Source organism: Aeromicrobium marinum DSM 15272, from assembly GCF_000160775.2.
Classification (GTDB): Bacteria; Actinomycetota; Actinomycetes; order Propionibacteriales; family Nocardioidaceae; genus Aeromicrobium; species Aeromicrobium marinum.
In genome coordinates this window covers 2796528-2818590 of sequence record NZ_CM001024.1, presented here as the reverse complement: position 1 = coordinate 2818590, position 22063 = coordinate 2796528, and the positions used below count along the sequence as shown (strand labels likewise).

The window sequence follows — 22063 nt, the reverse complement described above, 5'->3', positions numbered from 1 at the left end:
CGGGTCCGCCGCCGCGCGACTCCCGCCGCGGTCGCCGGGCCGTCGCGATCGTGGCCGTGGCCGCCCTGGCCGGTGGCGCCGGATTCGGTGGCGCCTGGTTGTACGACGAGACCTCCGGCGGTCCGGGTTCGTCGGACACCAGCTTCAGCTCGCTGGACGTCCCCGCCTCCACCGACGTGGCTCCGACCGGGGCCGTCGAGGCGGTCGCGCAGAAGCTGCTGCCGTCCGTCGTGCAGATCAACGTCCGCGGCGCCTCCGAGGGCGGATCCGGCACCGGCATCATCATCAGTGACGACGGCGAGATCCTGACCAACAACCACGTGATCGAGTCGGCCGCCGACGGCGGACAGATCACGGTCGCCTTCAGCGACGGCACCAACGTGTCGGCCGAGATCGTCGGCCGCGACCCCCTCACCGACCTCGCGGTCGTGAAGGCCGAGGGCCTCACCGGGCTGACGCCCGCCGAGCTCGGCTCCTCCGGCGACCTGCAGGTCGGTCAGCAGGTCGTGGCCATCGGGTCGCCGTTCGGCCTCGAGAGCACCGTGACGCAGGGCATCATCAGCGCCCTCAACCGGCCCGTGGAGTCCTCCGACGGGCAGGGCGGCGACGCGACGGTGTTCCCCGCCGTGCAGACCGACGCGGCCATCAACCCCGGCAACTCCGGCGGGCCGCTCGTCGACCTGCAGGGCCGCGTGATCGGCATCAACTCCGCGATCCGTTCCGGCGTCTCGCCGGCCGGCACCGCTGGCTCGATCGGCCTGGGCTTCGCGATCCCGGTCGACCTCGCCAAGAACGTGGCCCGGCAGATCCTCGCGGGCGACCCGGTCGAGCACGCCCGGATCGGCGTGACGGTGGCCCCCGCGACCTCCTCGGACCAGATCACCGGCATCGGTGCGGAGGTCCGCGAGGTGACCAGCGGCGGCGCCGGCGACAACGCCGGCATCGAGGTGGGCGACGTCATCACCGGCCTCAACGGCAACGCGATCTCCAGCTCCAGCGCCCTGGTGGCCTCGATCCGGGGGTACCAGCCGGGCGAGACCGTCGAGATCACGCTGCAGCGCGACGGGTCCAGCCAGACCGTCGACGTGGTGCTGGACTCGGACGGCGGGCAGCTGACCGAGTAGGGTTTCTGACCGAGGGAGCCTGAAGGGACGGTATGACCGACGACAACCGCGCAGCCGATCGCGCCGCGCGCCTCCTGCAGGGGCAGCAGGCGACCACCCACCAGCGGCGGCTCAAGGTCTCCCTCATCACCATCGTGCTGGTGATCGCGGCCGTCGCCGTCGCGGGCTACGTGCTCAGCGGCCGCGAGGACGCAGCAGAAGCCGACGCGGCCACTCCGGCCAACTCCACCGAGTCGTTCGGGTTCCGGCTCACGCCGGCGCTGGCGACCGGCACGGAGGTCCCTGACCCTCCCGTGACCGTGGCCCTGTACGAGGACTTCCTGTGCCCGTCGTGCCGCATCTTCGAGGAGCGCAGCGGCGCCTACCTGCGGGACGCCGTCACCCAGGGCCGGATCGTGCTGGAGTACCGGCCGTTCACCTTCCTGATCGGTGCCAGCACCAACCGGTACACCGAGCGCGCCGCCAACGCGGCGGCCTGTGTCGCCGACAGTGCCGGCGTCGTGCCGTACGCGAACTTCCACGACCTGCTGTACGCCAACCAGCCGGCCGAGGGCGTGGCCGGTCACGAGGACCCGGTGCTCGTGGACTTCGCCGCTCAGGCGGGCGCCCCTGACATCGCCGCCTGCGTCGAGGAGGAGCGCTTCGCCGACTGGGTCAAGGCCGCGCTTGCCGAGGGTCGTGAGATCGGTGTCAGCCAGACCCCGACGGTGGTGGTCAACGACGTCAAGGTCGAGGTCATCGGTCAGTCCGGCGGTGTCGTGATGCCCGGTACCGACGAGCTGGAGCAGGCGATCAGTCAGGCCGGCGGCTGACGCAGTCGTATCATCGGAGCATGACAGGCGACCGCGAGGACCGGGCCGACGGTGAGGAGCCCGACGCGGCACCGCCCCCGCCGCGGCGTCCGGGCTTCTCGTCGGGCCTTCCCGAGCGCGAGGAGGTGCCGGCCCCCCGGTCCGTCGCGATGACGGCCTGGCTCGTGCGGCTCAGCCTCGTGGCCTTCGCCGTCCCCACGGCGCTGGCGGCGCAGCGCTACCCCGAGATCCGTCGCAGCCTGCGGGACCGGCTCATGGAGGAGGCGCCCGACTACTCGTCCTCCGACATCGGCCAGGCGGTCACCGTCGGCCTGGCGGTCGTGGCGGTCCTCGGTCTGCTGATGGTGCTGGCCGAGCTGCGGGCGGTCGCCGCCCTGCGCCGGCGACAGGCCGGGGGTCGCACCGCGCTGCTCGTGCTGACGCTGGTGCACGTGCCGGTCCTGCTGGTCGTCTCGGCCTTCCGGGGTGGCGGCCAGCTCGACCTCGTGCTGAGCGCCGTCCAGCTGCTCCTGCTGCTGCTCGCGTGCCTGCTCGCGACCCGGAGCGCGGTCAAGGAGTGGCTGGTCGCCAAGCCTCCGCTCGTCGCGCCGCCGCTGCTGATGGGCACGGCCAAGGAGTACCGGCGCCCCGATCCCGAGGACTGAGCGCGCTCAGGCGTGCTGGGGCACGGCGAGATCGGCGATGACGCCCTCGCAGCTGCGCACCACGACCCGGCACGCAGCGGCCGTGTCACGATCGGTGAGCGGGTTGTCGGCCAGGTCGGCCCACTTCCACAGCGCCTCGTGCGCCAGGGCATCGAGCTGCTCGAGACCCGAGTCGGGGTCGGCACCGAGTCGCTGGTGGGCCGCGGTGCCGTCTCCACCGATCAACCGGGTCAGCTCCTCGAGGTCGTCGGCGGCCATCGCGAACTTGACCGAGCGCACCCGGCTGATGAGCCGCATCTCGCGGAACGCGTGCGAGTTGGCCAGGTACTCCTCGGCCGTCTCGAGCAGCGGCCGGGCGTCCTCGCGCGGGTGTGCCGACAGCAGCCGGTAGACCGCCAGGATCGCCGAGTGCGCCTTGAGCTCGGGGTTGCGTTGCCGGAAGTGGATGTCGATCACGCGGCGCAGCTCGTCGAGCCCGCTGCGACGCACCAGCTCGGCCGACAACGTCGGGGCGTCGACGATGCCGGTGCGCAGCGTCGCGATCGCCAGGCGGATGCCGTAGAGCCCGAAGCGCTCGACCAGCTGGGCGCGGATCTTCGCGCTCGGCAGGTCGTCCTCCTCCGCGGCGATGAACCGGTCGGCCGACACCAGCAGCTGCTGCAGCCGCTCGCGGGTCAGCTTCTCCAAGGTCACGAACGCCGAGAACTCCGACTGCCGCAACGTCGAGCTGGCCACCGCCAGCAGGCCGGCCACCGGCACGACCGACTCCACGAGCCCGTCGAGCGACGGGTCGGCGCGCAGCCGCTGCACGGCCCGGTTGACCGAGACCATCGCGTCGAGACGCCCGCCGCCGAGCTCGTCGGCCCGGGACAGCACCGCGATCGACCCCAGCGCCGAGGCACCGTGACCGGTGCGGTCGTGCAGCTCGTGCAGGAACTCCACGTCGGAGGTGTGCAGCGACCGCAGCATGTACACCACGGCGTCGACGCCCGAGACGCCGTCACGAGGGGCCAGGAACTCCTGGGTGCGACCGGACACGTCGGTCGAGATCGAGGCCGTACCGGGGGTGTCGATGAGGATGAGGTCGCTCAGCTGCTCGGCCGGCCAGGTGACCTCGAGCCGTTCGAGGTCCTCGGCCCGCAGGTCCCCGAGCTCCAGCTCGAGGCGGTCGGCCTGACGCAGCAGCGGCAGCTTGGTCACCCCGCCGTCGAGCGGGTAGGCCCTCACCTTCGGGGTGTTGCCGTGCCGGTACCAGGTGACGACACGGGTGCACTCCCGCGCGTCCGTGGGCGCCAGGTGCTCGCCCAGGAGGGCGTTGAGCAGGGTCGACTTGCCGGCCTTGACCGAGCCGACGAGCGCGATGCGCAGCGGCTCGTCGAGACGGCGGCTGTAGGTCTGCAGCTCCGCGGTGATCGCGGGGTCGCGGCGGTACAGCCGCATCGTCGAGGCCAGGAGGGCTCGGGCGGTGTCCATCGGCACACTGCTGCGGTTGGCGTCGATCGTCATGAGCTCACCTTCTCGGTGCGGGAGTCCACGGCACCGAGCGCCGTCGCCCGGGCCACGAGGTCGCGCAAACGCGCCTCACGTTCCTCCAGCTGCTGGATCCGCTGGGACCGCTCGTCGGTGGCGCCGGCGCCGGACTTGGCCGCCTCGATCGCCTCGTTGAGCGAACGCTTCATGTTGGCGGCGACATCGGTGAAGTGGTCGCGCAGGGTGCGGCGGGCCACGTTCAGCCGGTCGCGGGCCTCCTTGCTGACCTGGAAGATCGCCTCCTCGATCAGCCGTCGGACGGCGACCTTGGCCAGGCTGCGACGGCGGTCGAGCCTCTGCTCGGCCTCCTGCTTGTAGGCGTAGCTGCCGATGATGACGCCGGCCGCGATCGAGATGGGGTTGATCAGGGCCATGCCGGCCAGGCTGGTCATCACACCGAACATCAGGATGCCGCCGTAGGAGCTGCGCATGCCGATGAGCACCTTCTGCGGGATCGACAGCTCGCCGGTCTCGATCCGCTCCAGACCCGCGATCGGGTTGAGCACGCCCTCGGTGTCGGACAGACGGAACTGGGGCAGGTCGACCGCACCCTCGACCGCGAAGTGGTCGGCCACGACCGCGGCGAGGTGCTCGGACCGTTGGTGCGCCCACACGAAGTTGTCGCCCACCGCCTGCGCGATCGAGTCGGCCAGCCAGGCGCCGATCTCGTCCCACGACTCACCCGGGTCGCAGTCCTCGATCAGCACCTCGGCCTCCCGGCCGACGCTGCGGAGGCGGTCGCGCAGGTCGTAGTCGATGTCGTTGTTGAAGTCGGCGACCCCGTCGGTGAGGGTCTGCTGCCACTTCGCCGACCGCTGGCCCAGGGCGTTGGCCGCGGCCTGCGCCTCCTGCAGCGACTTGACGACCTTGGCGCCCTGGCGCGGATCGCGCAGGATCTGCAGCTCGGACTCCAACGACAACGACAGGTGGTCGACGACCGACAGCACCTGGTGTCCGACCGCCTCGGCGGTCTGGTCGAGCACCCGCTCGACCACGTCGGTCTGCAGCCGTTGCACCAGCTCGGGGATGCCGGACTCCACGTCGAGCTCAGCGTCACCCATCGAGGTCGCCTGCTGGTGCAAGGACGCCGACACCGGCACGAGCGGCACGTCGAGCCCGGCATTGGTGAGGTGACGGCGGTCGGCCTCGGCGATGTCGCGCCAGTGCGGGTGGGGGTCGATCTTGCTGAGCACGCAGGTGACCGTGGGGCACAGCGACATGGCCTGCTTCAGGAAGCTCAGCTCGGGGTCGGTGTACTCCTGGCTGGCGTCCGACAGCATCAGGACCGCGTCGGCGCTGGGCAGCATGGTGAGGGTGCTCGCGGCGTGCGAGCTGGTGGTGCCGCCGACGCCGGGGGTGTCGACCAGCACCAGGCCCCCTGCGAGCACCGTGCTCGGCAGGGTCACGTCGACGCGCACGGGCCGCACCCCATCGGACCGTTTGGCGGCCTCGGTGACGTGGTCGCGCAGCCGGTCGGGACGGATGGCCTTGGCCTGCAGCTCGGTGACCCCGTCGAGCTCGGTGTAGAGGGTGGCCGTGATGGTCTCGCCGTGGCTGACCACGGTCGGCACCGCCGTGCCCACGACGTCGTCGACCGGGCACACCGGCGCGTCGACGAGCGCGTTGACCAGCGCGCTCTTGCCCTGTTTGAACTGACCGACCACGACCACCCGCATCGTGGGGTCCTTCACCCGCTCGGCCAGGGTCGTGAGGCGCCCGACGAGGTCGTCCCGCTCGGTCTCGGCAGCCAGCGCCGCGGCGTCGGACAGCAACGACGCCATCTGTGCGGCGCGAGGCGGTACGGCGGTGACGGGACTCATGGGCGTGGCTCAACTCCTTCGCGGCCATGGTGCCACACGGGGGGAACGACGAACCCCCGGAACCAGATGCTGGTTCCGGGGGTTCGTCCACCTCATGGTGACGACGTCACCGTGGGGCGGGGTTCAGCTCATCACGGGAAGACGATGCCGCCTGCGCCAGCCTCGCTGACGTCGTCGACGATCGTGCCCTGGTCGGAGACGTAGTCGCCCTCGACCACGTTGCCGGTGTCCTGCGCGTTGTTCTGCTGGTTGCTGTCACCGGAGAACACGTCGCCGCCGCCCGACTCGAAGTTGTCGCCGCCGACGTTGTCACCCGTGAAGGTGTCGCCCGCCGTGGTGCTCGAGTCAGTCGTGTTGCCCTGGTTCGAGTTGTTCGAGTTGTCGGTGGTCGTGGTGGCGTCGCCCGACGTGTTGCCGACCGTGCCACCGTTCTCCAGGTCCGTGCCGTCGTTGTCCTCGATCGAGTTGTCGACATCGCCCGACGTGGTCGAGTTGTCGGTCGTGTTGTTCGAGTCCAGCGTCAGCGTGCCCAGCGAGATCGAGTCGTCGTCGACGACCGAGGTGCTCAGGGCACCGCCGGCGGCGTTGGCGTTGTTCGTCTCGATGTCCAGACCGTCGTTGTCCTCGGTCGAGTTGTCGACGTCACCCGACGTGGTCGAGTTGTCCTGGCCGGCGTTGTTCGGGCCGTTCTCCAGGTCGACACCGTCGTTGTCCTCGATCGAGTTGTCGACGTCACCCGAGGTGGTCGAGTTGTCGACGTCGCCCGAGGTGGTCGAGTCGTCCGAATCGCCGACCTGGCCACCGTTCTCGAAGTCGTTGCCGTCGTTGTCCTCGGTGTACGCACCCTCGGTGTCGACACCGTCGTTGTCCTCGGTGGAGTTGTCCGAGTTGTCCGAGTTGTCGGAGTTGTCGGAGTTGTCCTGACCGGCGTTGTTGTCGCCCGCCTCGAGGTCGACGCCGTCGTTGTCCTCGGTCACCGAGCTGTCCGAGTTGTCCTGGCCGGCGTTGTTGTCACCGTTCTCCAGGTCGACACCGTCGTTGTCCTCGGTCACCGAGTTGTCGGAGTTGTCCGAGTTGTCCGAGTTGTCGGAGTTGTCGGAGTTGTCCTGACCGGCGTTGTTGTCGCCCGCCTCGAGGTCGACACCATCGTTGTCCTCGGTGGAGTTGTCCTGACCGGCGTTGTTGTCGCCCGCCTCGAGGTCGACACCGTCGTTGTCCTCGGTGGAGTTGTCCGAGTTGTCCGAGTTGTCGGAGTTGTCGGAGTTGTCGGTGTCGCCGATCTGGGCGCCGTCCTCGGCAGCGTCGCCACCGGAAGCGATGGCGTCGTCCTCGGCAGCGTTGCCACCGGCGATCTGGGCGTCGTCCTCAGCGGCGTTGCCACCGGCGACGATCGCGTCGTCCTCGGCAGCGTTGCCACCGGCGACGATCGCGTCGTCGTGGGCCACGGTCGCGTCGCCGCCGGCGATGACGCCGTCGTCCTGCGCGTTGTAGGCGTCGCGACCGGCGGTCACGTTGTCCTCGCCCGCGACGGTCACGCCGGAGCCGAAGCCGAAGGCCTGGGTGACGTCACCGTCGGCCCAGATGTTCTGCGCGATGTTGGTGACGGTTCCGGGGGGGTAGACGCTGACGAGGGCCTTGAGCTGCGAGGCGACGTCGGAGTGGCCGTGCAGCGAGCCGTAGCCGCCGGCGGCGATGGGCAGGTAGTCGGCGACGACGGGCAGGACCGCGTCGACGTCGGCGCAGCTGATGCCGCCGAGGCCTGCTGCGGCGAGAGCGCCGTCCGGATCCTCGGCGAAGGCCTCGGCCTGCGCGCTGCTACCCAGTAGCCCGAGAATGAAGTTCAAAAGGGTGGTGGTGTCCATGGGATTCTCCTGAAGGTGTCGTCTGCCCCAGATCGGGGCACGAACCTGCTCGACACTACGCAGGCGTGCCGTACCACGAATCGGGGTCAATCCCCCCACTTCCCTGACGGGTGCGACGGGACTCCGGGCTAGGGGAACCGACGGGGACTAGGGGATGTCGATTAGGGGTTCGTCTGCGCGATCGCCCCACTTCGGTCTAGGCTGAGCCGTTGATCCGGTCCGTCGCCGTGCGTGCTGACCGGACTGCACCCATCTCGGAGACAGAACAGGACGACCACGCGTGGCGATCGGGATTGACGTCGGTGCCGGAGGCACCACGGTCGTGTTCGACGACGGCCGATGGATCCGCTTGCCGGTCGACGCGTCACGCCGACGGGTCATGAGCGACCTGACCGCCCGGGTCGGCGATCCCGTCCCGCTGGTGCACCGCGACGACGACGGCCGGATCCGTCACGAGCACGCGCACGACCTGTACGCCGCCGAGGTCGTGCGGGCGATGGTCGAGTGCGGCGTCACCCCCCGACCCACCGCGGGCCGAGGGGTCGTCGTGGCGATCCCCGCCTGGTGGACCACCCGGGCCACCGAGGTCGCCCGCGAGGCGATCCACGCACGGGCCGGCCGGCGCGTCACCGTCATCACCGACGCCGAGGCTGCCGTCCGCGGACACCTGGCAGGCGGGGGTCGCCTCGACGACTCCGTCGCGGTGCTCGACCTCGGCGCCCAGACGTCGGGCGCCTCCGTGGTCCAGGGCTGCCGGACGCCGCGGCCCACCGTGGCCGGCCATCCGGCGATGCAGGCCCACGCCGCCGGTGACGAGCTCGACGCCCGGATCCTGCACCACCTGGTGGAGAGTCTCGGTGAACGCGGCGACGTCATCGACCCGACCGATCCCGACACCGTCGCGGCTGCCCGCGAGTTCCTCCTGCAGTGCCGGGAGGCGAAGGAGTCGCTGTCGATCCGGTCGGCCGTCACCCTGACCACGCAGATCGGCGGGCCGGACGCGAAGCTCCGCCTCGTGCGGGCCGAGCTCGAGGAGATCGCCCGGCCCTGGGCGCTGTCCGTCGTCACGCTGCTGCGCACCGCCATCGACTCCAGCGGCCAGCGGGTCACCACGGTGCTGACGGTGGGCGGCGCAGCCCGCATCCCGCTGCTGGCGCAGGCGGTGTCCGGCGAGCTCGACCTGGACATCGTCTCGGACGCCGACCCGGCGCGGACCGTCGCGGCCGGCGCGATGATCGCGGCGGGCGGCCTGGACCATCGCACCACCGGCGGACGCGCCGAGCGGTGGCGGTCCGTGGCGATCCCGGCATGGACCTCCGTGGCGGCCGGCGCCGCCGACCCGCGAACGACTGAGGCGGCGGACCACACCGACGCACCGGCCCCCCTCTCACCCCCACCCCCGCCCCCGCCGCCCGTGGACGCCACCGACGAGCCGCCGGCCCCGCCCGCACCGCCGGTCGAGGACGAGACGCAGGTCGAGGACGAGCCGTCGGTGCTCGCAGCACCGGAGCCAGCCGAGGTCATCGTCGACGCCGCTGACGAGGCGGCAGCCGAAGATGCCGATGTGGCCGTCGAGGCGGCAGCGGAGGACCAGGCGGTCGGGGCCGGCGCGGTCCAGGAGCCGCCGGTCGACGTCACGCCCCACGACGACCCGGCCGATGACGCCGCGGCGCCGGTGCCCCACCCGGACGAGGTCGCCGCCGCGCCCGCGCCGGAGCAGGAGCCCGCGCCCGCCGAGGACCTCACCCTCGACGCGGTCGAGGACGTGGCCGTCGGGCCCGAGGACACCGCCGAGGTGGTGGACGACGAGGCCGAGCCCGTCGCGGACCCGCCGCCCGCCGTGGTCCAAGAGACTGAGCCCGTCGACGAGCATCTTCCGGCCGTCCGGCTCGACGCCTCGCTCAGCGCACCGGACGAGACCGAGGTCGTCGTCCACGAACCGCAGGACCGGGCTGGGGCCGAGGACGATGCCGCTGCCGAGGAGCCCGTCGCGACGCCCGCCGACCCGCTCTCCGCACCCGAGTCCCTGCCGCGGCCGGTCTACTACACCGTCCCGGTCGCCTTCCCCGAGGAACCGGTCGACCAGGCTCCGGTGCCCGTGGAGGACCAGGGCGATCACGCCGAGGTCACGGCTGACGACGAGGAGGAGCCGGAGGACGTCTGGCCCTTCGACACTGCGCCGGCCGAGCCTGCTCCGGCGGATGACGTGGACCGCGACGCCGACGCACCCGGCACGGCTCCGCGTCGCCGCTGGTGGCGTCGCCGGGACGCGATGACCGGAGAGACGGTCGAGAACACCGAGCACGAGTCGACCGGTGCGTGGCCGGCCGAGCACGACGTGGCCGAGGGGAACGCGCCCGAGGATGCTGCGTCCGAAGATGCCGGACCTGACCCGATCGAGGCGCTCGACCTGGGTGACGAGCTGCTCGGACGTCGCCGCCAGACACGGCGCGGAGTGTTCCGGCCGGCACCGGTGGACGACTCCGCCGAGGAGCTGGCGGACGACACCGCGTCGCCCGTCGTCGACGAGCTCGGCGACGACGCGGGGGACGACGCGGCCGAGGTGACGTCGCCCGGGCGTCGACGCCGCCTCCTGCCGCCCGACGACACCGATGTCGAGGGTCTGGACGCCACCGTCCTCGACGCCACCGTGCTCGACGAGGCAGCCTCGGCGGGACTCCCGTCGGACGACCTCGACATGCCGTGGCCGGCCCGCTCGCGCCGTGCCACCGGGCGACGCCGTGCCGCCGACGTCCCGGACTCGACCGACGACATCGGGCCAGAGACACCCGCGGTGGCTGACCACCACGTTCAGGACGACGACGCTCCCGTCCCGGGGCGCCGGCGTCGCACCACTCCGACCGACCCCCTGGACGAGGCACGCGAGTCGTTGGAGGAGGAGCCACCGCCGACCGCGCGCGCCCGCCGGCTCGGCCGTCGCCGACGCGTCGAGGACGGCCGGGACGCGACCGACGAGGCACCCCTCGACGCCACACCGGCACCGGAGGCACTGGCCGATAACACTGCGGTCGAGAGCACTGTGACCGAGGACAGCGCGGTCGAGGACGGTGCGGCCGACCCGGACACCGTCGACCCGGACTCCTTCGACACCGCCGCCGACCGGTTCGACACCGGACGAGCGGCCGGACGCCGCGCGCGCTCCCGTCGCTCTCGCCGACCCACGACACCGGTCGACGACCTCGCGGGCGCTGCGACCGACACCGAGGGCACTGAGGACGCGGAGCAGACCCCGGACCTGGTCCCGGACACCGTCGTCGATCCCGTCGAGGCGACCGCCGAGGAGCCGACCGGCCGACGGGGCCGCTCGGCCCGTCGGCGTCGCCGGCACGACCCGGCGCCGACCACGATCCACGAGGACAGCGCGACCGAGGACGCGCAGCACCCCGCCGACGACGTGGTGGAGACGGTGGTCGACACCACCGACCCGGCCGCCGACCCGGACCCGGAGCCCACCGACGACACGGCTGACGCCGGGACCGTGGCCGGCCGTCGAGCCCGCCCGGCCCGTCGGCGACGTCGGCACGACCCGGCGCCGGCCGCGACCCCCGAGGACGCCGGGACCGAGGACGCGCAGCCCCCCGTCGACGAGGTCGGCGACGCCGTGGTCGAGCCGGACCCGACGGTCGAGGGCCACGAGGCCCTGGCGCCGCCACCGCCCCCTCCGCCCCCGCCTCCGCACGGCGCGTCACTGACACCCCCGCCCGGTGTCCCCCTCCCGGTGCCGGTGGCGCCGGCTCCCGTCGTCGCCGATCCGTCCATGGCGTGGATGAGCTCGAGCGCCCCCGACCGCCGGTCCCGGCGCCGCCGCCGCGGGCGCCGGTCCAGGACCGCCCCGCCCGCGGAGATCACGGCGACGCCGTGGCAGCAGCGGCTGGTGCACGACCCGTTCGCCCCCGCCCCCGTGGCCGAGTCCGCGGACCCCGAGGACGTCGTGCTCGAGGACGCGCTCGAGGACGTCGGTGCGAACGACGAGACCACCCCGATCAACGACGACGTCGTGGACGCGGAGATCGTCGACGAGGACGTCGACGACGACTCCCCCGGCGGTGACGCCGCAGCAGGTGCGGACGACGCGGGCCCCACAGACGTCGATCCGACCGAGGAGCCCGGAGACGGGCGCGGCGACGAGCCCGGGCGACGTCGGCGGCGGGGCCGGTACTCCCGTGCCGGCGGCGCGCTGCTCCTCCTGCTGGTCATCGGTGGTGCGCAAATGGCCTGGGCCGAACGGTCCGACTCCGATGCGGCTCCGCCGGAGACGACACCCCGGTCCGCCACCGCCACGGAGCCGCCGGCCGACGCGCCGGACGACACCCCTGCACCGACGTCGGCGCCGACGGCGGAGGTCACGCCACCGGGCTCGGACACGGCCACACCCGGCACGAACCCGCGCCGGTCGGTGCCGGTCGCCCCGCGACGGACCACTCCGGCGCCGACCACCGCGCCAGTGCCGGTGCCGGTGGAGCCGTCCCCCACCGCGACGAGCACCCCGCCGCCGTCCGAGCCGCCGCCCACCGAACCCACCCCCTCGCCGACCCCGAGCGACCCGCCGGAGGAGCCCGCCGACCCGGAGACCGGCGACTGACATGAGCAGCTCGCAGCCGGTGCTGAACCACCCCGACGGATCGGCCGTCGAGGCCACGCACCTCCGCCAGGTGCTGACGGTCGTGGCCGTGACCGACCTGGTGGACGCGGCGCTGATCGCCACCGTCACCGATCTGTCGCCCCACGACGTGCGCCGGTGCCTGGACGCGGCGATGGCAGCCGGGCAGCTGGCAGGAGCGTCGCCGCACCTCACGGTCACGGCACGCGGCACCCTGCTGGGCTCCACCACGGGATCGGCCCTCGGCGCGCTCCACTCGGCCGTCCTCGACGCGCTGAGCACCCGCGGTCCCCTGCCGGTCCAGACCGCCGGCGCCCTCGTGACGTCCGGGTGTCGTGACCCCCGGCTCGCCGAGCACCTGGTCTCGTCGGCGTCCCACGCCGATGCGGCGGACGCCGACCTGATCACCGCCTGGGCCGAGACCGCGGGGGCCGACCCCCTGCGGCTCGCCGCGCAGGCCGCGGAGCGTGCGGTCAGGTCCGGCGACTTCGACGCGGCCCTGCGGGCCGGCGAGCGGGTGCTCGCCGATCCCGACCACGCGTCCGTCCCGGTCGCGGTGCGCGCCGTAGCGATCGCTCACGCGCACCGCGGCATGGTGCACCACAGCGCCGCCCTGTTCGGCTTCCTGGGCGAGGCGCGCATCGGCAACGACGCCGCCCTGGCCGTCTGGGCGATGCTCGGTGACGGTGACGCCGAGCAGGCCCGACGCATGGCGGCGCTCGCGCGCAACGCCCCGCCCACGAGCGTCGGTCGAGGCCTGGCGCTGATGTCACGCGGGCTGGAGCTCTCCCTCGACGGCGGCGGCGAGGCGGCGCTGCCCGTGCTCGTGCAGTCCGCGGCTGCCCTGCGCCCGCTGGGCGACGAGCTGGTCGTCCCGGAGTCGCCCGCCGCCCTGGCAGCCCTGGTGGCGATCAGCACCGGCGAGGTCGACACGGCCGCCAGGGTGCTGACCGCGGCGATCGACGCCGGCTTCGGAGGCAGCCTCCAGCAGTCGCGCCACCACCTGCTGCTGGCGTGGTCACGCATGCTCCAGGGCGACCTGCCGGGCGCCACCACGATCGCCGACCGGGTGGCCGACTCCGGTCCACTCGCCCTGCGGGACCAGATGTTCCTGCACGGGTTGCGGCTGGGCATCGCCCGGCGCGCCGGCGACCTGGTCGCGCTCGACAGGGCGTGGAACGAGGTCCGGGTGAGCCTCGCGGAGTTCTCCGTCGACCTCTACTCGCTGCTGCCGCTCGGCGAGCTGGCGGTCGCGGCCGCCCGCCTGCGCGAGTCGCACCGCCTGCAGACCCACCTGCTCGACGCCGGCGAGCTGCTCGACAGCCTCGGGCGGCCGCCGCTCTGGGCGGCGATGTTCCACTGGTACGGCGTGCACGCGGCGATCCTCGCCGAGGAACCGTCCCAGCTGTTGCCGCACGCGGACGCCCTCGTCCACGGGGCGCAGGACAGCCGGGTGGCGGCGATCCTCGCCCGGGCCGGCCAGACGTGGCTGCGGGTGCTCCAGGGGGACGTCGACGCTGCCGCCGTCACGTGTGCGACCGGTGACCTCGAGCTGATCGGCCTGAGCTGGGACGCCACCCGGCTGGCCGCGCAGGCAGCGGGCCGCACCACCGACCGTCAGGTCATGCTCGAGCTGATGCAGCTGGCGAGGGCCGCCCACCGCACCCCGGTGGCCGACGTCCGCGAGGACGGCGAGACGGCGCCCCTGCGGGCCCAGCTGACGGACCGTGAGTGGGAGGTGGCGATGCTGGTGCTGACCGGCGTCGGCTACCGCGAGATCGGCGAGCGGCTGTTCATCTCGCCCAAGACCGTCGAGCACCACGTGGCGCGGATCCGCCGCCGCCTCGGCGCCGACACCCGCCGCGAGATGCTCACGATGCTGCGCGGACTCGCGGTCTCCGAGCAGCCCGCCGCGGACTGAGTCGCGGCTAGATCCCGAGCGCGAGCACCAGGTCGCGCAGGATGCCGAAGCCGTTCTGGGTCAGCACCGACTCGGCGTGGAACTGCACCCCCCGGTAGTGCGGACCCGCGACCAGGTGGACGTCACCGGTGGCGTCGTCGACCTCGACCGTGACCCCGTCGGGCAGACCGCCGGCGGGCACCCGGCCGACGAAGGTGTTGTAGAAGCCCACCGTCTCCGGCCGCCCCAGCACCTCGACCCGGCTCTGGGTGCCCTGGAACACGATGTCCTTGAACTCCAGGTCGAGCCCGAGCCGGTGGCACAGGGCCTGGTGCCCCAGACAGACCGCGAGGAACGGCCGACCGGTCGCCAGCAGCGCGTCGACGACACCGTGGATCGTGGCGATCTTCGGATCGGCGGTGTCGCGGGGGTCGCCCGGCCCCGGCCCGACCACCACCAGGTCGTAGCCGTCCAGGACGGCCGGCCCCTGCTCGACCAGCTCGGGTGCGTCGTGCCGGATGACGTCGGTGGTCATGCCGAGCACTCCGAAGACGTGCCCCAGCATGTTGACGAAGTCGTCCTCGCCGTCCACGACCACGACCCGCTTGCCCACCAGGGTCGGCTCGGGCACCGCACCGGACTGGTCGGTCAACCAGAACTGGCTCAGCCGCTGGTTGCGGGCTCCGAGCGCCACGAGCACGTCGTCCTCGCGGGTGAACGCGTCGAACCCCTCGGTGGCCTCCGGTGCGGCGTCGACGAGGCCGAAGGCGCTGAGGATGCCCGAGGCCTTGGCCCAGGTCTCGCTCGTCTCGTGGTCGGCGTCGGAGTCCCGCACCAGCGTCGCGCCCGCGGTCACGGTGAGCCGCCCCTCGGTGTCGACGTCGGCGGTGCGGATGAGGATCGGCGCGTCGCAGACCGCCCCGCCGGCGGCATCGCGGCCGACCAGCGCGGCGACGGACGCGTAGTAGCCCCGACCGTGCTCCTCGTAGCGGCGGATCAACCGGCAGGCATTCTCGACCGGGCTGCCGGTCACGGTGGCCGCGAACATCGAGTCGCGCAGCACCTCCCGGACGTCACGGTCGGTGCGGCCCGACAACAGGTACTCGGTGTGCACCAGGTGGGTCATCGGCTTGAGGAACGGCCCCAGGACGAGGCCGCCCTCGTGGCAGATGTCGCACATCTGCTTGAGCTCCTCGTCGACCACCATGAAGAGCTCGTAGATCTCCTTCTCGTCCCGCAGGAACTCCAGCAGCGCCGCCTTGCGGTCCGCATGGGTCTCCAGGCCCCGCATGCGGAAGGTGCCGCTGATGGGGTTCATCCGCACCTCGCCGTGCTCGACGCTGACGTGCCGCTCGGGGCTCGCGCCGATCAGGTGCCGGTCGCCGGTGAAGATGCAGAAGGTCCAGAACGCGCCGCGTTCCCGCTCCAGCAGCCGGCGGAAGACCGTGAGCGCACGCTCGTGGCCCCAGTCGGCGACCTGCGCCCGGTAGTGCCGGCCGATCACCAGGTTCGCACCCTCGCCCTGACCGATCTCCTCGCTGATGATGTCGCGGACGATGCCGGCGTAGTCGTCGTCGGAGGTCTCGAAGCCGCCGCGGTCGACGAAGTCGAGCGGCACGTCGGGCAGGAGGGTGAGCAGCTCGTCGAGCGGCACCTCGTGGACCACGTCGGCCCGGATGACGCTGAGCGGGGTGCCGTCCTGGTGCGCCTCGAAGCCCCGCTCGCGGACCTGGGCGAACGGCACCAGCACGAGGTGGTCCCACACCCGGTCGCCGCCGACCGGACCGGTCGCCTCGGGGATGTCGGCCAACCGCTCGATGTCGGTGCGCGGGCCGGCCACCAGCGTCACGGTGTCGGACTCGCGCACGCGGATCAGCGCGAACGCCGGCTGGGCCAGCAGGTCGTCGAGGAGGGTCATGGGCACTTTCCGTGGTCTCGGCGGCTCAGCCTAGACGGTCCGACGACACCGTGATTCAGCCAGGGGCCCCGACCGACGACGGGGGTGACCGGCGGTCACCGTGGTCCTCCGCCCGGGCGGACGCGACGTCCGTGCGGCCCCGGGTGAGGCGTACGATTTCGTGACGGCTGTCGCCACCGGCGACATGCCCCCTTGCCGAGAAAGCCTCGTGGATCGGACGGTGGCCATGATCGACGTCGACCTGGTCCGCCGGGACCTCGCCCAGCTGGTCAGCATCCCCAGCACGGGCGGTTCGGAGGGCGAGTCCCTCGTCCAACGCTGGTGCGCGGCCACCCTCACCGGCATCGGTCTCGACGTCGACCTGTGGCCGCTCGACCTCGACGCCCTGCGGGCCGACCCCGACCACCCGGGCGAGGAGGTCGAGCGCACCGAGGCGTGGGGATGCGTCGGCACCTCCGGCGAGGGCCGCCCGGCACTGATCCTCAACGGGCACGTCGACGTCGTGCCGCCGGGCGACACCGAGGCCTGGACCGGCGGCGACCCCTGGCACCTGAGGGAGACCGACGGTCGCTGGTACGGCCGCGGCGTGGCCGACATGAAGGGCGGGGTGGTGGCCATCATCGCCGCGGCCCGAGCCGTCTCCGGCCTGCACCTGCGCCGGCCCTTCGCCGTCCACACCGTCATCGGTGAGGAGGACGGCGGTCTCGGCACCTTCGCCACGTTGCGTCGCGGGCACACCGGTGACGCCTGCGTCATCGCCGAGCCCACCGACCACGCGATCGTGGCGGCCAACGGCGGGTCGCTGACGTTCCGGCTGGAGATCCCGGGTGTCTCGACCCACGGGTCGATGCGGTCGTCCGGCGTCAGCGCCGTCGAGGTGTTCATCGCCGTCCATGCCGCCCTGCGCGAGCTGGAGGCCCGGCGCAACGACTCACCGCCGGCACCGTTCGGCCCGCTGCCGTGGCCCATCAGTGTGGGCATCGTCCACGGCGGGGACTGGGCGAGCACGGTGCCCGACCGGCTCGTGGTCGAGGGTCGTCACGGCGTCATGCCCGGTGAGTCGTTCGCCGAGGCCGAGGCCGCCTTCGAGGCCGCCGTGGCCGGCGCCGACCATCCGTTCCTGCGCGAGCAGCCGGCCGTCGTGACCTGGCCCGGCGGGCGGTTCGCCGCCGGCGCCCTGAGCCCCGACCACCCGTTCGTCGCGGAGGTGGCCGATGCCGTCGGCACCAGCGCCCCCATGGTCGGCGCACCCTACGGCTCGGACCTGCGGCTGTACGCGGGCGCCGGGGTGCCCACGGTGCAGTACGGTCCGGGCGACGTGCGGGGCGCCCACGCGCTCGACGAGAACGTGGCCGTCGACGACGTCGTGGAGTGCGCCGAGGTCTACACCCGCCTGATCCTCGCGCGCTGCACCTGAGTCAGCCGGTCGGCTCCGGTTCGGGCTCCGGCTCCGGCGGCAGGGGCACGTCGGGGTCGAGCTCGGGGTCCCCGGCCACCGCGGCCTCGATCAGGTCGGCCAGCGTGACGTACTCCTGCACCGAGATCGTCCCGCCCGGTTGCACGTCGATGATCTGCAGCCCGACCGGCCGGCCGTCCTCGAACGTCACGAGGGTCATCTGCGCCTCGCGCCGCAGGCCCGTGCCCAGGGCGAAGGCGTACACGGCACCACCGGTGGTGCCCGTGGTGAGGCTCACCGTGGCCTCGCCGTCGTCGGTGATGGTGACGTCGGGGCCGACCTGTCGGTGCAGGTGCCCCGACAGCACCAGGTCGACGCAACCGGACTCGCGGAGCTGGCGGGCCTGGGCCGAGCTGTGCACCGCGACGACGGCGACGTCGCCGTCGTCGCAGGCGGTCCGCGTCAGCTCGGCGTCCTGGTCGCGGATCGCCGCGATGTTGTCGCTCTCGTCGCCGGTGTAGCCCTGGGTCAGGCCCGAGCTGCGGGGGTCGCTGGCCCCGAGGAACCGGATGCCGGCGACGTCCTTCGGCTCTCCCGCCAGCAGCTCGAAGCCACGTCGCTGCATCAGGTCGGGGATGATCGGTCCCTGGTCATGGTTGCCGGCCACCGCGACCACGTCGAACCCCTCGAACTCCCGCGCCAGCGAGTTGATGCTGAACTGCTCCCACGAGGCACCGTTGGAGGTGTCGTCACCGAGGTCGATCAGCAACTCGGCCTCGGCGTTCTCGGCGAGCTGTCGCGCCACCGGGTCCATGGCGACGTTGGAGTGGCGGTCGGTGACGACCAGCGCCGTCGTCTGGCCCTCCTCGGGCGTGCGGACCTCGACGTCCTCGGCGGTCTCGACCAGCCGGTCGTAGAAGGCGTTGGACTCACGGTAGGTCCGCAGGGCGCCCTCGATGAGGCTGCGCCCGCTGCGAGTCGCGGCTCCGTCGGAGAGCTCGAGACGGTCGAGGATCGGGTCGTCGGGCAGCGTGGTGAAGACGTCGGTGACCGGGATCCACGACACGTCCTGGTCGGGGATCGCCGGTGACGACACCGCCACGAGCACCCCACCGGCGAGCACCGTGGCCAGGACACCCGCCCCGGCCGCGCCCTGGCCGCGGCTCGGCCGGCGCCACGAGCGCGCCAGCGCCGCCCGACGGTCGGCACCCACGGCTCGCCAGGCGACGACCAGGGCGGCGGACACCAGCAGGGCCACCCCGACGCCACGGAGGACGGCCTGCCGGGCCATCTGCCCGATGGCCTCGGTGACCGCGGCAATCTCGCCCTCGGGCTGGCTGGCGATGACCGCGTCGTTGGTGATGACCTCGTCGAGCGACCTCGCCTCGGACCCGCCGAGCTCGATCCGGGCGCCGATGCCCAGTGGTGTGTCGTCCAACGGCAGCCGCAGCTGCGGCAGCAGCGGGCCGGCCTCCAGCACGGCGGCGGAGGTGAAGTTCGGCCGCACCGTCGCGTCGTGGGCACCGATCGAGACCGACTGCTCGGAGGCCAGGAAGGATGCCCGCGCGACGCCGAGCCCGGTGGGGACGGCCACCGCCAGCAGCACGGCGGCGGCGACCAGCCGCCTCACGGTCGCGGCCCGCCCCTCGACACCTCGCGCCAACGCTCGGTCGGGCCCACCGTGCTGAGCAGCTGGGTGGCCCGGGTGAGGACCACGTAGAAGGTCCGCCATCCGGCCTCGGACTCCGCGACGATCGCGTCGGGGTCGACCACCACGACGGCGTCGAACTCCAGCCCCTTGGTGTCGAGACCGTCCAGCACCCTCAGTCGCTCGTGGTGACGCAGCGTCTCGGACAGCTCGGCGGTGAGCTCGGCCACCCGAGCCCGGGGGGCGACCACGGCGACCGTGCCGTCGACCCGGCCGAGCAGCTTCTCGGCGCGCTCGCGGGCCACGCCCACCAGCTGCCCCGGAGCCACCACGAGGTGCTCGGGCTCCTCACCGGTGCGGCGCACCGCGGCAGCGAGGTCGGCGCCGGGGATGGCGTGGCGGGCCACCTGGGCCGCGACGTCGTAGATCTCCGCGGAGTTGCGGTAGTTGGTCGACAACCGGAAGACGTGCTCGGGCTTGCCGTCGAGGGCGGCGGCCCGGGCGGCGGCCGCCTCCTCGGGCCACGGCCAGGACGACTGGGCCGGGTCGCCCACGATCGTCCAGCTGGCGTGGCGGCCCCGGCGGCCGAGCATCCGCCACTGCATCGGCGACAGGTCCTGCGCCTCGTCGACCAGCACGTGGGCGAAGCCGTCGTCGTCGATGCTGCGGGTCGACCGGAGCCGGTCGCCGGCATCCTCCCGCTCGCGCCGCTCGAAGCTCATGAGCTGCTTGGGGGTGTCGTCGTCCTCGTCGTGCTCGGGCGGCACCTCGCCGATCAGGTAGCGGAGCTCGTCGATGAGGGGGACGTCCTCGATGCTGGGGACGCCGCCGGCCCACGAGGCACGCAGCGCGTCCATCTGCTCGCGGGGGAACTCGCCCTGCGCGAACTCGGCGAGCCGGTCGGGCAGGCTGCGCCAGATCTCGACGGCGTCGACGGCCGGCCACCACGCCTCGACGAAGTCCACGAACCGCGGGTCGTCGACGATCGCGTCGGTGAAGCCCTCCCGGCCCTTCTCGAGCGCCCGCTCACCGGCCACCTGCTGCCACAGGGCGTCGACGAGCACGGCCGGCACCCGCGGATGGGCCCGGTTGCGGGAGCTCTGGTGCAGCAGGTGACGTCGCAGTCCGTCGAGCCTGGCGGCGTCGAGCCGCAGCACGTCGTCCTTGTAGAAGTAGCGGAACTCCGTCGGGGCCCCGGCCAAGGGCGCTGCGGCCGCCCGGGCCAGCACCCTGACCATCCGTGCCGAACCCTTCGCGGCCGCCGCCACCGGCTCGTCGTGGTGGGCGCTGGTGATGCCGTCGACCACCTGACCGAGAGACCGCAGCGTCACGCTGGTCTCCCCGAGGCTGGGCAGCACCCGCTCGATGTAGTTCATGAACACCGACGACGGACCGACCACCAGCACTCCGCCGGACTCGAAACGGCGGCGGTCGGTGTACAGCAGGAAGGCGGCGCGGTGCAGCGCCACGACGGTCTTGCCGGTGCCCGGTCCGCCGCCGATGATCGTGGCGCCCCGGCTCGGGGCGCGGATCGCCTCGTCCTGCTCCTTCTGGATCGTGGCCACGACCGAGTGCATCGTGCTGTCGCGGGCCCGCGACAGGCTGGCCAGCAGCGCACCCTCACCGACGACGACCATGTCGTCGGGCGCGCTGTCGGCGTCGAGCAGGTCGTCCTCGATGCCCACCACCTGGGCGCCGGAACAGCGCAGGACGCGGCGGCGGACGACACCGGACGGGTCCTGCGCGGTCGCCTGGTAGAACACCGCGGCCGCCGGCGCCCGCCAGTCGATCAGCAGGATCTCGCGCTCGGCGTCACGGACGCCGATGCGGCCGATGTAGCGGGACTCGCCGGTGGTCAGGTTGAGCCGGCCGAACACCAGGCCGTCGTGCGCGGCGTTCAGGGCGGTGAGCCGGCGGGTCGCCTGGAACACCATCGCGTCGCGCTCGACCAGACCGCCCTCGTGGCCGATGTGCCCGCGGGCGAACCCCTCGGCGACCAGCGAGCGGGCGACGTCGGCCGACGCGTCGAGCCGTTCGTAGACGGTGTCGACGTACGCCTGCTCCGTCTCGATCTCGCGCCGCTCGGCGGGGGTGGACGTCACCGGACTCCTTCGGGGCAGGGCAGTCAGCAGGGGGCGGTCCAGTCTAGGCCGTCGGGAGCCCGGCCGCGCCACCTGCTCCCTCGGGGCCGGGACGCCGGGGTCCCGCACCGGGTCAGCGGAAGCGCGTGTAGCCGTTCGCGGTGTTGAGCCGGTCGTAGACCTCCCGGACCAGCGGCTGCACCTGGTCGGGTTCGATCAGGCGCAGGTCGAGACCGGCGGCCACGTTCTCGCCCGTGAGGCCGAGCCGGCCGGCCTCGAGGACCACGTCCTCGACGTCCTCCCACCGACCGCGGCACCGCGGACGTCCGATGACGAAGCCCTGGTCGGTCAAGGTCATGACCACCGGCGACCTCAGGGCGAAGCGCGCCGACTGGGCCAGGGCGAGCACCGCCAGGACACCTGCGACCACGCCCATCCACCCGGCGGCACCGTCACGCGGCACCAGCACGAACGCCAGGAACACCGCCACCGCACTGGCGATCAGGAACGAGCCCGCGCCGAGCAGCGCCGGGCCGCGGGACAAGCGGTACACCGAGGGCTTCATCACGCAGAGGGGGCGGGATTCGAACCCGCGGCTGACCTGTAGAGCCAGCGACCGCTTTCAAGGCGGTTCCGATCGGCCACTCCGGCACCCCTCCTGGGACGACCCGGGCGGACCCACGACGTCACCGCTGTCGATTCTGTCA

Annotated in this window: 13 protein-coding genes and 1 tRNA gene; 6 read left to right on the top strand and 8 right to left on the bottom strand. The window is 72.8% G+C overall.

Annotated elements, in window-relative coordinates; all coding sequences use genetic code 11:
• The 3 genes from HMPREF0063_RS14185 to HMPREF0063_RS14175 form a co-directional block, all read left to right on the top strand.
• Positions 1 to 1124, top strand: a 1124-nt coding sequence (locus tag HMPREF0063_RS14185) for a S1C family serine protease (RefSeq protein WP_007079390.1), incomplete at its 5' end; no start/stop codon positions are given.
• Between the two features lie 32 nt (positions 1125 to 1156).
• Positions 1157 to 1936, top strand: coding sequence for a DsbA family protein (locus HMPREF0063_RS14180; RefSeq protein ID WP_007079389.1), 780 nt, complete (start codon positions 1157 to 1159; stop codon positions 1934 to 1936).
• 20 nt (positions 1937 to 1956) lie between these two features.
• Positions 1957 to 2580 carry a hypothetical protein gene (locus HMPREF0063_RS14175; RefSeq protein ID WP_040320313.1) on the top strand — a complete coding sequence of 208 codons (624 nt, stop codon included), beginning with the start codon at positions 1957 to 1959 and terminating at the stop codon, positions 2578 to 2580.
• A gap of 6 nt (positions 2581 to 2586) precedes the next feature.
• Here HMPREF0063_RS14175 and HMPREF0063_RS14170 read toward each other — a convergent pair whose 3' ends face one another.
• From HMPREF0063_RS14170 to HMPREF0063_RS15980, 3 genes are all read right to left on the bottom strand, one after another.
• Positions 2587 to 4086 (bottom strand): dynamin family protein, encoded by a 1500-nt coding sequence (locus HMPREF0063_RS14170; RefSeq protein ID WP_007079388.1) that lies wholly within the window; start codon positions 4084 to 4086, stop codon positions 2587 to 2589.
• Positions 4083 to 5930, bottom strand: a complete 1848-nt coding sequence (locus tag HMPREF0063_RS14165) for a dynamin family protein (RefSeq protein WP_007079387.1) — start codon at positions 5928 to 5930, stop codon at positions 4083 to 4085. Before HMPREF0063_RS14165 ends, HMPREF0063_RS14170 begins: the two co-directional genes overlap by 4 nt.
• Positions 5931 to 6061: 131 nt before the next feature.
• Positions 6062 to 7792 carry an IniB N-terminal domain-containing protein gene (locus HMPREF0063_RS15980; protein WP_050760972.1) on the bottom strand — a complete coding sequence of 577 codons (1731 nt, stop codon included), beginning with the start codon at positions 7790 to 7792 and terminating at the stop codon, positions 6062 to 6064.
• 280 nt (positions 7793 to 8072) lie between these two features.
• Between HMPREF0063_RS15980 and HMPREF0063_RS14155 the strand changes: the two genes are divergently transcribed.
• Positions 8073 to 12395: an Hsp70 family protein gene (locus HMPREF0063_RS14155; protein WP_007079383.1), complete on the top strand. Its 4323-nt coding sequence runs from the start codon at positions 8073 to 8075 to the stop codon at positions 12393 to 12395.
• A 1-nt stretch (position 12396) separates the two neighbouring features.
• Positions 12397 to 14334, top strand: a complete 1938-nt coding sequence (locus tag HMPREF0063_RS14150) for a LuxR C-terminal-related transcriptional regulator (RefSeq protein WP_007079382.1) — start codon at positions 12397 to 12399, stop codon at positions 14332 to 14334.
• Positions 14335 to 14341: 7 nt separating this feature from the next.
• Here the strand turns inward: HMPREF0063_RS14150 and HMPREF0063_RS14145 are convergent, their stop codons facing one another.
• Positions 14342 to 16231 carry a phenazine-specific anthranilate synthase component I gene (locus HMPREF0063_RS14145; RefSeq protein WP_007079381.1) on the bottom strand — a complete coding sequence of 630 codons (1890 nt, stop codon included), beginning with the start codon at positions 16229 to 16231 and terminating at the stop codon, positions 14342 to 14344.
• Positions 16232 to 16439: 208 nt separating this feature from the next.
• On the opposite strand from HMPREF0063_RS14145, the gene HMPREF0063_RS14140 reads away from it, so the two are divergent.
• Positions 16440 to 17648, top strand: coding sequence for an ArgE/DapE family deacylase (locus HMPREF0063_RS14140; RefSeq protein WP_245527722.1), 1209 nt, complete (start codon positions 16440 to 16442; stop codon positions 17646 to 17648).
• Between the two features lies 1 nt (position 17649).
• On the opposite strand, the gene HMPREF0063_RS14135 is transcribed toward HMPREF0063_RS14140, so the two are convergent.
• From HMPREF0063_RS14135 to HMPREF0063_RS14120, 4 genes are all read right to left on the bottom strand, one after another.
• Positions 17650 to 19257 (bottom strand): metallophosphoesterase family protein, encoded by a 1608-nt coding sequence (locus HMPREF0063_RS14135; RefSeq protein WP_169309996.1) that lies wholly within the window; start codon positions 19255 to 19257, stop codon positions 17650 to 17652.
• A complete protein-coding gene (locus HMPREF0063_RS14130; RefSeq protein WP_007079378.1) occupies positions 19254 to 21377 on the bottom strand; it encodes a HelD family protein in 2124 nt (707 codons plus the stop codon). The genes HMPREF0063_RS14135 and HMPREF0063_RS14130 overlap by 4 nt, the downstream gene beginning before the upstream one ends.
• A 112-nt stretch (positions 21378 to 21489) precedes the next feature.
• Positions 21490 to 21909 (bottom strand): hypothetical protein, encoded by a 420-nt coding sequence (locus HMPREF0063_RS16380; protein WP_169309995.1) that lies wholly within the window; start codon positions 21907 to 21909, stop codon positions 21490 to 21492.
• A gap of 16 nt (positions 21910 to 21925) precedes the next feature.
• Positions 21926 to 22015 (bottom strand) — tRNA-Ser (locus tag HMPREF0063_RS14120).
• Positions 22016 to 22063: the final 48 nt, after the last annotated feature.